At 51.5% G+C, this 13,751-nt stretch carries 14 protein-coding genes; all 14 read left to right on the plus strand.

From position 1 onward, the window contains the following. The first annotated feature begins 2 nt into the window (after nucleotides 1-2). Entirely contained in the window at nucleotides 3-1,214 is a 1,212-nt protein-coding gene (locus ACN6MW_RS18870; RefSeq protein ID WP_419871587.1) for an AAA family ATPase, read from the plus strand. Then, nucleotides 1,180-2,523, plus strand: a complete 1,344-nt coding sequence (locus ACN6MW_RS18875; protein ID WP_419871588.1) for a CpaF family protein — start codon at nucleotides 1,180-1,182, stop codon at nucleotides 2,521-2,523. Before ACN6MW_RS18870 ends, ACN6MW_RS18875 begins: the two co-directional genes overlap by 35 nt. Continuing rightward, nucleotides 2,516-3,457, plus strand: coding sequence for a type II secretion system F family protein (locus ACN6MW_RS18880; protein WP_419871589.1), 942 nt, complete (start codon nucleotides 2,516-2,518; stop codon nucleotides 3,455-3,457). The genes ACN6MW_RS18875 and ACN6MW_RS18880 overlap by 8 nt, the downstream gene beginning before the upstream one ends. A 4-nt stretch (nucleotides 3,458-3,461) precedes the next feature. Then, nucleotides 3,462-4,394 (plus strand): type II secretion system F family protein, encoded by a 933-nt coding sequence (locus ACN6MW_RS18885; protein ID WP_419871590.1) that lies wholly within the window; start codon nucleotides 3,462-3,464, stop codon nucleotides 4,392-4,394. A 23-nt stretch (nucleotides 4,395-4,417) separates the two neighbouring features. After that, on the plus strand, nucleotides 4,418-4,639 hold the full coding sequence (locus tag ACN6MW_RS18890) for a Flp family type IVb pilin (protein ID WP_419871591.1): 222 nt from the start codon (nucleotides 4,418-4,420) through the stop codon (nucleotides 4,637-4,639). Nucleotides 4,640-4,688: 49 nt separating this feature from the next. Further along, complete coding sequence (locus ACN6MW_RS18895) at nucleotides 4,689-5,072, plus strand: TadE/TadG family type IV pilus assembly protein (protein WP_364154175.1); 384 nt, start codon at nucleotides 4,689-4,691, stop codon at nucleotides 5,070-5,072. A gap of 27 nt (nucleotides 5,073-5,099) precedes the next feature. Beyond that, nucleotides 5,100-6,911 (plus strand): hypothetical protein, encoded by a 1,812-nt coding sequence (locus tag ACN6MW_RS18900; RefSeq protein ID WP_419871592.1) that lies wholly within the window; start codon nucleotides 5,100-5,102, stop codon nucleotides 6,909-6,911. Between the two features lie 5 nt (nucleotides 6,912-6,916). Continuing rightward, nucleotides 6,917-7,210 carry a hypothetical protein gene (locus ACN6MW_RS18905; protein WP_419871593.1) on the plus strand — a complete coding sequence of 98 codons (294 nt, stop codon included), beginning with the start codon at nucleotides 6,917-6,919 and terminating at the stop codon, nucleotides 7,208-7,210. Between the two features lie 31 nt (nucleotides 7,211-7,241). Then, complete coding sequence (locus ACN6MW_RS18910) at nucleotides 7,242-8,051, plus strand: S-layer homology domain-containing protein (RefSeq protein ID WP_419871594.1); 810 nt, start codon at nucleotides 7,242-7,244, stop codon at nucleotides 8,049-8,051. Between the two features lie 8 nt (nucleotides 8,052-8,059). Then, nucleotides 8,060-8,860 carry a pilus assembly protein TadG-related protein gene (locus ACN6MW_RS18915; RefSeq protein ID WP_419871595.1) on the plus strand — a complete coding sequence of 267 codons (801 nt, stop codon included), beginning with the start codon at nucleotides 8,060-8,062 and terminating at the stop codon, nucleotides 8,858-8,860. A 250-nt stretch (nucleotides 8,861-9,110) separates the two neighbouring features. Then, complete coding sequence (locus tag ACN6MW_RS18920; RefSeq protein ID WP_419871596.1) at nucleotides 9,111-10,166, plus strand: fatty acid desaturase; 1,056 nt, start codon at nucleotides 9,111-9,113, stop codon at nucleotides 10,164-10,166. Nucleotides 10,167-10,322: 156 nt separating this feature from the next. Beyond that, entirely contained in the window at nucleotides 10,323-11,441 is a 1,119-nt protein-coding gene (locus tag ACN6MW_RS18925) for a sensor histidine kinase (RefSeq protein ID WP_419871597.1), read from the plus strand. A 28-nt stretch (nucleotides 11,442-11,469) separates the two neighbouring features. Then, entirely contained in the window at nucleotides 11,470-12,069 is a 600-nt protein-coding gene (locus ACN6MW_RS18930) for a response regulator (RefSeq protein WP_419871598.1), read from the plus strand. 177 nt (nucleotides 12,070-12,246) lie between these two features. Next, the gene (locus ACN6MW_RS18935; protein WP_419871599.1) at nucleotides 12,247-13,692 is read left to right on the plus strand and encodes a nicotinate phosphoribosyltransferase; all 1,446 of its coding nucleotides are present in this window, start codon (nucleotides 12,247-12,249) and stop codon (nucleotides 13,690-13,692) included. Nucleotides 13,693-13,751 lie beyond the last annotated feature (59 nt).

Below are 13,751 nucleotides of genomic sequence, written 5' to 3' on the forward strand. Positions count from 1 at the left end.
CTGTGAACACTGCCAAAATATCGATCATTACGGATGACAGCCGCCTGATGCAGCAGCTCGTCCAGCATGTCAACTTTCTTAACCTGAGCATTGGAGAAACGATTGATAAGCCAAGAGAGGCTTACATGCATCTTCATCCGCTGGAGCCGCGGGTCGTGCTCCTTGCTGAACCTCTCGAGGAGATGAGCGTTCCGCAAATCGTACAACAATTAAAAAAAGTGAACAGCAGCGCTTCTATTATATTCATGTCGCGCGAGGGCCGCTTCGAGCAGATACGCGAGCTGTACCGCTGCGGGGTATCCGACGTGCTCCGTGTTCCGGAGGAGCTTGGGCAGCTCGAACTGCTGCTGGATAAAACCGTGCGTCAAACGTCGGACAACCGGAATCGGAGCAAAGTCCCCGGCTCGACAGGCTCGGAAGGCGGCCAGGTCATTGCTCTGTATAGCGCCAAAGGCGGCTCGGGTACGACAACGGCAGGCATTAATTTGGCGCAAGGGCTCGCGATTCAGTCCGGTGCCCGTGTCCTGCTCATCGACCTGAACATGCAATTCGGCGGTTTGCAGCAATATCTCGACATACAGTTCGAGCGAAATTTAGGCGACTTAAAGTCCGTGCTAAAGGAATTGACATACAGCCAGCTGGATAATGTCCTGTACAAGCTGGCCCCTTCAGATGTTAATCTGCTGCTGTCACCGGCTCACCCGCAGGAGGCTGAAAATTTCAAAGGCGAGGACATCGAGCTTTTATTCGCTGCTTGCCGCGCGCATTTTGATTATATCGTGCTGGATTTGCCGAAGGAGCTCAATGAAATTTCGATCTGCGCGCTGGGCCAGGCTGACCGCGTGCTGTATCTGCTGCATTTGGACCGGCCATCGATTGTGCGGATGAAGGGCGTTTTTGATATTTTGGAACGATACCATTTGACCCACGAGGAGAAGCTTTCCATTGTGGTGAACAGGCACAGCAAGAAAAATGACGTCACGCTGGAGAATCTGGAGAAGATGACGACGATTCCTGTGGTCGGCGTCCTGTCAGAGGACGTAAAGCGCAACGTGCAAACGTCTATGAATCTTGGAAAGCCGCTTCTGACCGAGAAGAAGGTGAAGGGACTTAAAGGCCCTGCGAAGGATTACATGGCTCTGGCCGCAGCATTGCTCAAGCAAGAAGGGGGCGTGAACCGTGTCCATCTTCCATCAGCTAAGCAGTCGTCTTGAGGATTCGCCAAAAATAGAAAAGACGGCCCAGGATTATATTGACTACTTATTTAACCATTACAAGGAACGGCTCCTGAAAGAAACGAACCTGGATCAATTAATTAAGCTTCCCAACTTTCAGAAGCGGCGTACGATCGAGAAGCTGATCACCGACATGCTGGAGCAGGAGAAGGTCATTATTACGCAGCTCGACAAAACCAAGCTGCTGGATATGATTCTCAATGATTCGGTCGGCTATGGACCGCTCGAGCCGCTGCTGCAGGACGAAGATATTACCGAGATTATGGTAAATGGTCCGAATGAAGTGTACATAGAGAAAAAAGGCACCATCACGCTGTCGAACATATCGTTCAAAAATCAAGAGCATATCCGCCATATTATTGACCGGATCGTCGCGCCGATCGGCAGACGGATCGATGAAAGCTCGCCGCTTGTCGACGGGAGGCTGGAAGACGGCAGCCGGATTAACGCCGCGATTCCTCCGATTGCTTTGTACGGACCTGTGCTGACCATTCGAAAGTTCAAGAAGGACCCGTACTTGATGCACAACCTGCTTGAATTCCAATCGCTGTCAAAAAAAATGTCCGAGTTTCTTGAGGCGGCGGCGGCCGGAAAGATGAACATTCTGATTTCCGGCGGTACAGGCAGCGGGAAAACCACCCTCCTGAACGTGGTATCCGCAGCCATTCCCGTCGGAGAACGCGTCATTACGATCGAGGATATGGCAGAGCTTCGACTGGGCCGCAAAAACTGCGTCTCCTTGGAGGCAAGGCCTGCGAATATGGAGGGAAGCGGCGAAATTACGATCCGCCATCTCGTGCGCAACGCGCTTAGGATGCGGCCGGACCGCATTATTGTCGGCGAGGTGCGCGGCGGAGAAGCGATGGATATGCTGCAGGCGATGAATACCGGCCATGAAGGCTCGCTGACGACGATTCATGCCAATACGCCCCGCGATGCGATGTCGCGTTTGGAGGCGATGATTCTGATGAGCAATACCTCGATGACGGCCGAGGTTGTCAGGCCGTTCATTTCTGCCGCGATCCAGATCGTCGTTCAAACGCTTCGTTTGTCTGACGGCTCGCGAAAGGTTGTATCGGTTGCCGAGGCGGTGGATGAAGCGGGCGAGCTGAAGCTCGTGGATATATTCCGCTATGTGAGAACAGGCACGAGCGCGAACGGAAAAAGCATCGGACGGTATGAAACCACAGGCTACGTCCCGAAATGTTACGAGAAGCTGAAGGCCTACGGATATGACCTTGGCATTGATTTTTTTGCCCCGGGCCAGGAGGACATCACCCATGTCTAACGAGCTATGGTTATGCATCGTTTTATTTCTCACCGTAGCGCTTGGCACGCTTGGCATCTATGAGCTTGGCAGCGTACGCAAACGGATGAACGGCCTAAAACGCAAGCTGGATGAGCTGCATACGGAGGAGGCCAAAGCCTCGCGGGGAATGTATCATCGGCTCACTCTCCGTTTTAAGCAAACAGAGTATGGACGGAGCTTAGAGGATCGTTTGACTGCCTCCAACGTAATGCGGAGCCCGCTTGATTGGGTGCTCATTTTGTTCGTTTTGTGGGCGGTGCTGTCCATACTCGTAGAACGGATGATGGGACTCGGTGTGCCATACAATCTGCTTGCGGCTTACTTTGTGACCAATTGGGGCTCGAAGCAATGGCTCAAATCCCGAAGCAGCAAGTTCAGCCAGCTGATTAACCGGCAGCTTCCCGAGGTATGCCGCATGATGTCAAGCTGCATTCGCGCAGGCATGAGCGTGCAGCAAGGAATTGATATCGTAGCGAAAGAGCTGAAGCCGCCAGCGGGATTGTTGTTTCAAACGATGTCCAGGGAGCTCAAAATGGGTACGACGCTGCATTTGGTGTTGGAGCGCGTGCATGAGCGTTTTACCAGCAAGGACATTCGCTTGCTGACGCAGACGATCATCGTGCAGCGGCAGGCAGGAGGCAATCTGGGTCAAGCGCTTGACCACTTGGCGAAAACGCTTGAGGAGCGCGAGCGCATGAACAAAGAGATTAGCAACCAGACAGCGGAATCGCGTTATATTGCGCTTACGCTGGCGTTAATGCCCGTTTTCCTGATCGTTGTGTTCAATATGGTGTTTAAAGGATTTATTATGCCGATTTTCACGGTTCCCGGCATGGTCCTGGTGGCCGTGGTGCTGCTGCTGATGACGGTAGGTTTCCTGATGATTCGCAAAGTATCCAATATAAAGGCGTGACGATATGAATGAGTGGACTGAGGCTTTGTTGTATGCGGGATTCGCGGTTTGGTGCTTATCCATGCTGCTGTTCTGGCGATACCGTCTTCATCGCATAGCGCTGCTTAAGCGGCTGGGCCTGATCAAGCTGGAGCGGAAAAAGAAAGAAAAATGGACCAATCGCTTCTCGGTGCGGGTTTTCGCATGGTCCAAGCAGCTTGCGCCGCTCGGGCGCCGCTTCCGGATGTTCTCGAACGAGGAGGAGCTGGAGCGGAAAATAGCGTTAGCCGGCTATCCTGGAGGCTTGCAGCTTGATTCCTATTACGGATTTCGTTTTTTGTGCCTGTTCTCCGGTCTGTTCGGAGGAACGATTTTGTCTTGGCTCGGCATAGGCGGCGGCGGTACGATTCTAGCTCTGTTCGCGGCAGGCCTTGTGTTTCCGCCGATGTGGATTCGCTCGGCTGCCGCACGCAGACAAGAGCAAATCGCGATTGAGCTTCCTGACTTCATGGATGCGATGAGCGTGACGCTGCAAGCTGGCGTGCCGCTGGATCCCGCGATGAAGCAAATCGTGAAGACGATGGATGGGCCTCTGCAAGAGGAAATGAGCCGCTTCCAGCAGGAGCTGGATATTGGGGTGCCGAGAGAGCAGGCCTATCTGCGCTTAATGCACCGCAATCAATGCAAGGATTTGGAGACCCTTATCCTGTCCTTGATTCAAGGCAGCAAGCTGGGCGTTCCGATAGCCAATACGTTCAAGCTGCTTGCCGAAGACATGCGCGAATCGCGTATCGGGCGAATTAAGGAAAGGGCTGCGAAGGCCGGTCCTAAGGTGACGCTTATTACGACCTTTGTGATCCTGCCGGCCGTCATCCTGTGCGTAATCGGATTGCTTGTTCTTAACTTTATGTATAACCCGGAAGGGCTCGGCATTTCTTGGGATGCATTCAACATGTAAATAGGAGAGGAGGTGAACGGATCATGCTGACGAATATCGGAATCAAACTATACGGCAAATCAGTTCAAATATGGAATCATACAAAAAATCAGCGCGGCGCGCAAGCTATCGAATATATCGGGGTTGCTGCCCTTGCTGTCGTACTCATTCTCGCGATGATTAAGCTGTTTGGAAGCGACGGTGATGGAATTGCGAAAAAATTGGTTGATAAGCTTAAGGACTTTATCGATAAAATCAGTCTTTAACCGTACCCGCAAAAGAGGCCGAGAAGATCATCTCGGCCGTTTGAGGCGGATGGCCGGAAATGAGCAGGGCTCCCAAGCGATTGAATTTGTCGGGGTGCTGCCTTTATTTTTGTTAATGATATTAATCGTTACCCAATTCGTCTATGCAGGCGTGACCGTTGTCGTTGCAAAGCAAGTCGCAATGGAGGGAGCGCGCGCTGCCATGGTTGAACTTACGTCAGGGGCGAATTACGAGGCTGCGGTTCGCAACGCAGCGGGTAAATATAAGGTGAACAGCCTATCTAAGCATGAGTATATTTCCGGGTCGGATACCTATGTCACCGTTAAGGTTACGCTGGAATCTCCCATCGTGACAGGAGGATTATTTCGATCCTCCGGCATTTCGCTTCCCGTCTCGTCAGAAGTGACGGTGCGTAAGGAAGAGTTGGAATAGCCTGCTGGCTGAGAGGTTGTGATTACGATGCGAAGAAGCTCGAAACAGCGCTTCCTGCTTGCGTTGACCATCTTAATATGGATATGTGCAGCGGTTCCTTCTGCTTTTGCGGAAGATGCTGATATTGATTCACAGCTTGATTCCTACACGATTCCCGACAAAAGCGTCCCGGCTGCTCCAATCATTGTGGATACAGCCGTACCGGACGGCTCCAACGTCAATCCCCCGACCTATGAAGTAGGCGATACCGATCCAGGCACTGGCCAAGGGGGATTGCCTGACACGCCGGGCGGAAGCGGGCAGCTTCCGGGCTATGATTCGGGCGGCGGCTCGAAGGGCGGATCCGTCGACGGTAAAGGGGATGGGCCTCCGGAAGGCGGCGGGATAGACGGGGCAAACCCTCAATCCCCCGAGCAGCCAGGCAGCGCTGATGCTGATGATGGGCAGCCAGGCAGCGGGGGGGCACCGGGCGGAACGAATGATCCTCAAGGTCCGCTGCTTCCGGGATCGGGCGGAGGCGGCAGCACGCCGGGCGTCACTGATCCGCAAACGGGAGAAGCCGGCAGCACGGGCCAAACGGGAACAGGGAACACAGGTACTGAGAACACAGGAACAGAGAATACAGGAACAGAGGATACAGGAACAGAGGATACAGGAACAGAGGACACGGGAACTGAGAATACAGAGACGTCGGATACCGATGCGCAGAGCACGAAGGACCCCGAAAACAAGCCTTGGTATGAGAGTTTCTTTAATCATGTTAAGCAAGCGGCGACGGGAGCATTGGCCGGCGCCATTGGAGCTGCAATCGTTATTGTCGTTGTCGTAGCGGTCGCGGCAGTGCTTGGCGTAACGATTGGCATTCCTTTATTGATTGTAGCTGCTGCCGCGGGTATAATCGCGGGAGCAGTATATGCTTTATATGCAGGGGATTCCTTTAATTTCCTGAAAGGCATCGGAATCGGCGGACTGGCCGCGGTATCGGTTATTTCCATCGGCCAAGCTGGAATTGCCGCGGCTTTCCGCGGAGGTTGGCAGCTCATTACGAATGTGGGGGTACGGGGAGCTTTGCGGGCCGCCGGCTCGCGAATCGCAACCTTTGCGAAGGGAGCATTCGGCGCGCTTAGAAGCGGCCTTACCGCATTAGCGCGTACGCCGGTCGCAACGCTCAAATCGACGATCGTGTCGAAAACGTTCGGTTTTACGGTCTTGCTTAACATGGGAACGAGCGTATTCAGCAAGCTTGCTTTTGAAGGAGAAATGCCAGGCCTTCAAGAAGGTGCGCTCATGCTCGCGGAAAGTGTCACGGGGGCGCTTATTTTTGATAAAATCGGAGATATCGTCGGCAAGCAGGCTCTGAGCAAGCTGGGGAAACGGTTGTCCTCGTTTGTTGCGAGCGCTTTTGAGTCCATGACGATCAATGTGCTGCTTAAGCGCGAGAACGCGGATGCGGGGACTGCGTCGCAGGTTGGTTTTTTTAAAGCATTTATCCTGCAGCCGCTGCTTGGCTTCCGTTTAAACCGCTGGCGGACGAATGAACAGGTAGGCACGGCGCTGTCCGATCTTGAGGCCAGAGGCATCACGGTAGATTCCTCGAACATCGGCAACAAAAAAATGACGAATGTGCAGCTGGACCGGCTCTGGAATAACGGCGCGAACCCCAATTCGGTTCGTCACTGGGGCCAAGACGGCCATCAGGTTACCCAAAACCAGTATGACCGGCTGCTGGAGAACCAAGAAAAGCTGACACAGATGGAGAACAAGCAGAAAATCGTCGAGAAGCTCACGGAGAAAGCGATTGAAGAGCCGGTTAAGGATAAATTCGGATTAGGGAAGTGAATGGGATGCTGAAGCGGATCCGGGAGCTGGAGGATAAGCAGCTGCTTCGCGGCGTATGGTGGAATACCGGTATTTTTGCGGTTGTTTTTCTTGTATTATGCTACTTGGCCGGCGATCGTGATGTTGTGAGCTTCCAAGCCGCAGTCATTATATTGATTGTCGTATACATTCCAGGCCTGCTGCTTTTGATGGCGATGTATGTCAAAGCAGATGCCGATACGCGAAAAGCCTATAACATGCGAATCGGATTAGTTGCCGCCGCAGGCGTTATTATAGCTTTGTGGAGGTATATGAATTAGCGACAGCCGTAGAAAAGGATGTGTATCATCGTTGCATAATAGAATGGCTTTATTATTTTTATCCATGAGCCTCGCTGCCGTTATGCTTGCAGGCTGCTTCGGAGGAGCGGAGCCTAAGGAGGGCGGAGTGCCTGCCAATGCCAACGCCGCTAACGCCGAAGCGCCTTCGCCGGTACCGACGGCAGATAACGCTCCATCCGATGAAGAGGAGCAAAGCGCGGAGACGCCGGAGGAATCTGCGCAGCCGGAGCCCATCCAGGTTCATGATATCGCAGGGCATGCGTCTGAAACGTACATTACACAGCTGTTGCAAAGCGGGAGCATAACTCCGGATGCAGACGGTAATTTCCGGCCAAACGAGGCGATTACAAGATCGGAATTCATTCATTGGATGTACGGCTATGACGACAAAGGCATTAAGCCTTATAAACCTTCGGCGCCAAGCTTCATCGACGTGCCGAAGGAGCATGCTGATTTTGAGCTGGTAGAAGGGCTGCACCAAGCCGGGGTTATCACCGGATTCCCGGATCAATCCATGAAGCTGGATAAGGAGCTTACCCGCGAAGAGCTGTGTCTGCTCTGGGCTTGGTATCAAAGCGCGGATAGCGTAATCGATCCGATTATTCCGCTCGCATCCGCGGAGCTTAGCTTGAAACCTTACGGAGACGGGGATAAGGTCGGCCAAATCTTCATCCGGGCCGTCGATCAATATTTAACCAATGAAGAGGTATCGTACACGGCCGTGTTCGGCAAAACGCCGAAGCTGAATCCGCAAGGATCGGTTACAAGAGCGGAAGCGGCGCAATGGATTGTATCGTACAGCGACAAGAACGAGCAGTAAGAAGGGTGATGCTTAAAGTGAAGGGAGATTCCTGTCGGAGCGGTATCGCTGCAGCCGTGAAGAATGAGCGCGGAAGCATGTCGCTGCTGGCGATAGGCACCTTGGCGCTTGTGATCATCGTCAGCGTTTATTTGTTCTATTTTTTTACCGTCTTTATTGAGAAGCGCCAAGCCCAAAATATCGCCGATGCCGCATCGCTGACTGCCGTTCAGACGATACGGGAGGAATATGAGGAGGCAATGCAGGACAAGGCGGAGAATGAAATCGAAGCTTTTCTTCTGGAATACAGCGAGCTGCTTAAGCCTGCAGTGCCAGACACCGAGGGAGAATCCCCATTGCCTGAGAGCGGAAGCGAAGCGGAAGGCGGTCCAACCGGTTCAATCATTCCTCCGGTACCGGCGCTTAAGCTTGAGGACTTGATCGACAGTCCAGAGCTGCGTAATTTAATTACGAATGAAACCTTCGATAAGGAAGAGCATTGGCTGCTTGTTGCCAAGGAAAGCTACTTCGCGGATGAATTCACTGCGCGAAAGAATGGCGAGCTTCTCTATGATGTCATTAGGCGCGAGGCTGGACAGGTTGAAGCGGCAGCCAGAGAAGCCGTAGCGGCAAACAACGGCAAAGCCGGCGGCAGCCTGACCTTTCCGGTGGAGGGCGAGCCGAAATTCCTTCTCAAAGCCACGCGTACGATGAAGCTGGACAGCATCGGCTTCGAAAAAGATATATTAACCGGCGCCGCCGCAGGCATTTCTTCGAAAGAAGTGCCTATAGACGTAAGCGGGAAGCCTCCTTTTACAATTTATTGGTAACGAATAAGCTGCTGTTGGAAAAGTCCCGGACTTTTCCAACAGCAGCTTTTTTGGTGAATGAAAAATCCTTCGAATGGTAAAAACTAGCGGATGAAAGGCGGCAGATTCATGTCGTATATGACATTTGTCATGCCCTCGTATTGACGTTTATGACTACAAGTACCTGACACTTTTCTTTACAATTAAGTTAGAATACTGCGATAGACGTTCGAGATACTCTCCAAGCGTCATATTGAGGAGGAAGAATGCGATGACAGAGCCGAAACATGCTCACCTGAAAAAAGAAGTTGCCCCATTTGAGAAAACGGATTTAAAGTCGAGCATCAGACAGCTTATTAACACCTTAGTGCCACTCGTTCTGCTCTGGTATGCCGCTTACTATAGTCTCTCGATATCGTACTGGCTTACCGCTCCACTCGTGCTGCTTACTTCTGGTTTCGTTATTCGGACATTCATCATCTTCCATGACTGTTGTCATGGCTCATTCTTCAAAAGCAAAAAAGCAAATGATATTATAGGCACCATTACAGGCGTCATCACGCTTGTTCCTTATAGACAGTGGAAAAACTCGCATTCGATCCATCATGCGACGAGCAGCAACCTCGATAAACGGGGTGTCGGCGATTTGTGGATCCTTACCGTAGAAGAATATGCGGCAGCGCCGTTAATGCGCCGTATCGCCTATCGGATGTACCGTCATCCTTTGGTTATGTTCGGGCTAGGTCCAATCGGCGTATTCCTTATTCAATACCGCTTTAATGTAAAAGGCGCTAAACGCAAGGAACGTATGAACACCCATTTAACGAATGCTTTGATCGTCGGCGTTTATGCTCTGCTCATTTGGGCAATCGGCTGGCAAGCGTTTCTGCTCGTGCAAGGTCCCGTATTTTTTGTATCAGGCTTGCTTGGCATCTGGTTGTTCTACGTACAGCATCAATTCGAAGATTCCTACTTTGAAACCGAAGACGAATGGAGCTATGTAAAAGCAGCGGTTGACGGAAGCTCTTACTACAAGCTGCCTAAAGTACTCCAATGGATTACCGGCAACATCGGCTTCCACCATGTTCACCATTTGAGCCCTAAGGTTCCTAACTATAATTTGGAGAAGGCGCATAATGCGACGCCGCCGCTTCATAAAGCAACGACGATTACAATTGGCGAGAGCCTAGAGTCGCTTCAATTCCGCCTTTGGGACGAAACCGACAAAAAGTTCGTCAGCTTCAAAGGCATCAAGCATCGCCTTCGTAAGATGCAAAATGCTTCAGACAAGGTGAAAGCATCGCAGCCGAGCTTGAAATTCAAATAGCTGTTCGCATATACCAAATGAAGCCATGCCCTCACAGGCTGGCTTCTCTTATGTACAGCGATAAGGAAAATAAATACTTGAATAGATGTATATGATAAAATGGAACTATTCATTGAACCGTAACCTTAAACCGGATTAATAGAAGGATGGACGACCATGAACAAGTGGTATCAGATTTTTCATAAAAACACAGGTCTCAGCCCTTACGTTTGGGTCGTCTTCTGTATTCTTCCTTTTTACTTTATCTTTCGCTCATCGACGCCCTATGAGGCGGTATCGGGCATTATCATGATTATCCTGTTTTTTATATGTTACCGGTTATCTTTTGTATCGAAAGGGTGGCTCGTTTACTTCTGGACGAGTGTGCAAATTGTCATATCGATCGCGATGACCTTGTTGTTCAGCTACGTCTATTTTTCGATTTTTCTCGCTTTTTTCATCGGGAACATTCAGAACCGGGCCGGCTTTTTTACGCTGTACGCGATTCATATCGTCAGTACGTTTATTACCGTCAATTATGGCTTTGCCACGCAGAACACGCTGTTTTTCACGCAGTTTCCGTTCATACTTATCAGTCTGATCGTCGTTATTTTGCTTCCCTTCAACACCTACAACAAAATTAAGCAGGGACAGCTTGAAGGGCAGCTTGAGGATGCGAACAAGCGGATTTCAGAGCTGGTTAAGCTGGAGGAGAGACAGCGGATCGCGCGGGATCTGCATGATACCCTCGGACAAAAGCTTTCCTTAATCGGGTTGAAAAGCGATCTCGCCGGAAAGCTGATGGTTAAAAACCCGGCGCAAGCGCAGGCTGAAATCAACGATGTCCGCCAAACGGCGAGGACGGCGCTCAAGGAAGTACGGGAAATGGTAACGCAGATGCGCGGCACCCGAATCGAGGACGAAATGTTTCGGGTGAAGCAGATTCTGAAGGCGGCTGAAATCGAATTCGAGCTCGAAGGAGACTTAAAGCTCGGTACGACGGATCTATTGACTGAAAATGTGCTCAGCATGTGCTTGAAGGAAGCAGTGACGAATGTGGTGAAGCACAGCGGCGCTTCAACCTGTACCGTAACGATTCAAACCTCGCGCACAGAGCTGCTGCTCAAGGTGAAGGACAACGGGGTAGGCATCCCGGAGGAAGCAAGAAATTACGGGGGACATGGCCTTCAAGGGATGAAGGAGCGGCTTGAATTCGTAAACGGCAGCTTGGAAATCGTGAACAATGACGGAGCAGCGCTGAATATACGGATACCGAACGTAATCAAACAAATCTAATGCTTAGCGATAGAAGGGATTGAGGGTTATGATTAGAATCGTCATTGCCGAGGATCAGCGCATGCTGCTGGGCGCCCTTGCTTCCTTGCTTGATTTGGAAGAGGACATGAAGGTCGTCGGAAGAGCGAGCAATGGAGAAGACGCCATAAATCTTGTTCATCAGCATAAGCCCGACATTTGCATCATGGATATTGAGATGCCGGCGAAGACCGGACTCGATGCTGCCGAGGAGCTGAAAGGGCAGGACTGCAAGGTCATTATTTTGACCACCTTTGCGCGGTCTGGCTACTTTGAACGCGCGCTCAAGGCGGGCGTGAGCGGCTATCTGCTGAAGGACAGCCCAAGCGAGGAGCTGGCGAATTCGATACGCAGCGTCATGGCCGGACGTCGCATCTTTGCTTCCGAGCTAGTCGATGAGGCTTACGGCCAGGAAAATCCGTTAACGGAGCGCGAGAAGGAAGTGCTGGTACTCGTCGCGGACGGCAAGAATACGAAGGAAATTGCGAGCGAGCTTTTTATTACGACCGGGACAGTCCGCAACTATATATCCGTCATTCTCGATAAGCTCGATGTCAGTAACCGCATTGAAGCGATTACTCGTTTTAAGGAGAAGGGCTGGTTTAAATAATGCGATGGCCGAAAGCTGAATAGGCAGGTTAAAGCATCATGCGCTATTGAGAGGAGTCATCCGTCTCATCGGCGCTATTTTTGTTTATATAAGAGAATAGCGGCAGCTGTCGTATACGCAGGCGAAGAGTGAAAGCGACGGGGAATGGAAAGAGTACTAAGGAAGGGAGTTAATGGGATGAACTATTCGAACTTGACGCTTCATACCGATAAATATCAAATCAATATGATGTACGCGCACTGGCTGCAAGGCAGCTCGAATGAGAAAGCGGTTTTTGAGGCGTATTTCCGCAAGCTGCCCTTCGGCAACGGCTTCGCTGTCTTTGCTGGACTAGAGAGAATCGTTTCTTATATCCAATCGCTTCGGTTCGGAGACGAAGAAATTACATATTTGCGTGCCCAAGAAGAAAATTACAAAGAAGAGTTTCTGGAAGAGCTGCGGCATTTCCGGTTCACCGGCAATCTGTATGCCGTAGAGGAAGGAACGCTTGTGTTTGCGAACGAGCCGCTGCTCTGCGTGGAGGCCCGCATATTTGAGGCGCAGCTGGTGGAAACCGCGATTCTTAACATGATGAACTATCAAACTTTGATTGCGACGAAGGCGGCGCGTATCAAGCAGGTTGCGCCGGATGACGTGCTGCTGGAGTTCGGAACAAGACGTGCGCAGGAGACGGATGCCGCGATTTGGGGAGCGAGAGCCTCCTATATCGCCGGCTTCCATGCCACATCCAATATGCGCGCCGGCATGCTCTTCGGCATTCCCGCCAAAGGGACGCATGCCCATTCCTGGGTGCAGGGGCATGATTCGGAGGAGGAGGCGTTTCGCCTTTATGCGGAATCGCTGCCTGATCAAGTGACGCTGCTGGTGGATACGTATAACACGCTCAAAAGCGGCGTGCCGAACGCGATTAAGATCGCCGGGCTGCTGGAGCAGCAGGGAAAGCGAATGAACGCGATCCGTCTCGATAGCGGCGATCTGGCGTATCTCTCCCAGATGTCGCGGAAAATGCTGGACGAGGCAGGTTATTCCTATGTGCAGATCGTGGCATCCAATGACCTCGACGAAGTTATTATTGCGAATCTGAAGTCGCAAGGAGCAAAGATTGACGTATGGGGCGTTGGAACGAAGCTGATTACCGCGGCAGACCAGCCTTCGCTTGGCGGCGTGTACAAGCTGGTCGCGCGTGAGAAAAACGGCAGCTATGAGCCCGTGATCAAAATATCGGCTAATCCCGAGAAGGTATCGACGCCGGGCTTCAAGGAGCTGTATCGCATCGTGAATACGGAGACGGGAAAAGCAGAGGCGGATTATATTACGCTGAAGGGTGAACAGCATATCCATGACGGAGCGAAGCTAAAGCTGTTTGACCCCATTCATCCTTATATTCATAAATACATTGAGCATTTTGAAGCCATTCCGCTGTTAAAGACGATCTTTTCCCAAGGCGAGCTGGTGTACGGAATGCCGAGCTTGGAGCAGATCCGCAGCTATCATCAGGAGCAGTTCGAGCTGTTTTGGCCGCAATATCTGCGCAAGCTGAACGCGGAGGCTTACCGGGTAAATTTAAGCGAAGCCGCATGGGAACTGAAGAGGGAGCTTATACAGCGCCATCAGTTCTTATAACCGCCTTGAAACGCGGCACAGAATTAACGATATTTTGTCGGAAATGAAGGATTTTCCAA

Source organism: Pristimantibacillus sp. PTI5 (assembly GCF_048572955.1).
Classification (GTDB): Bacteria; Bacillota; Bacilli; order Paenibacillales; family Paenibacillaceae; genus Pristimantibacillus.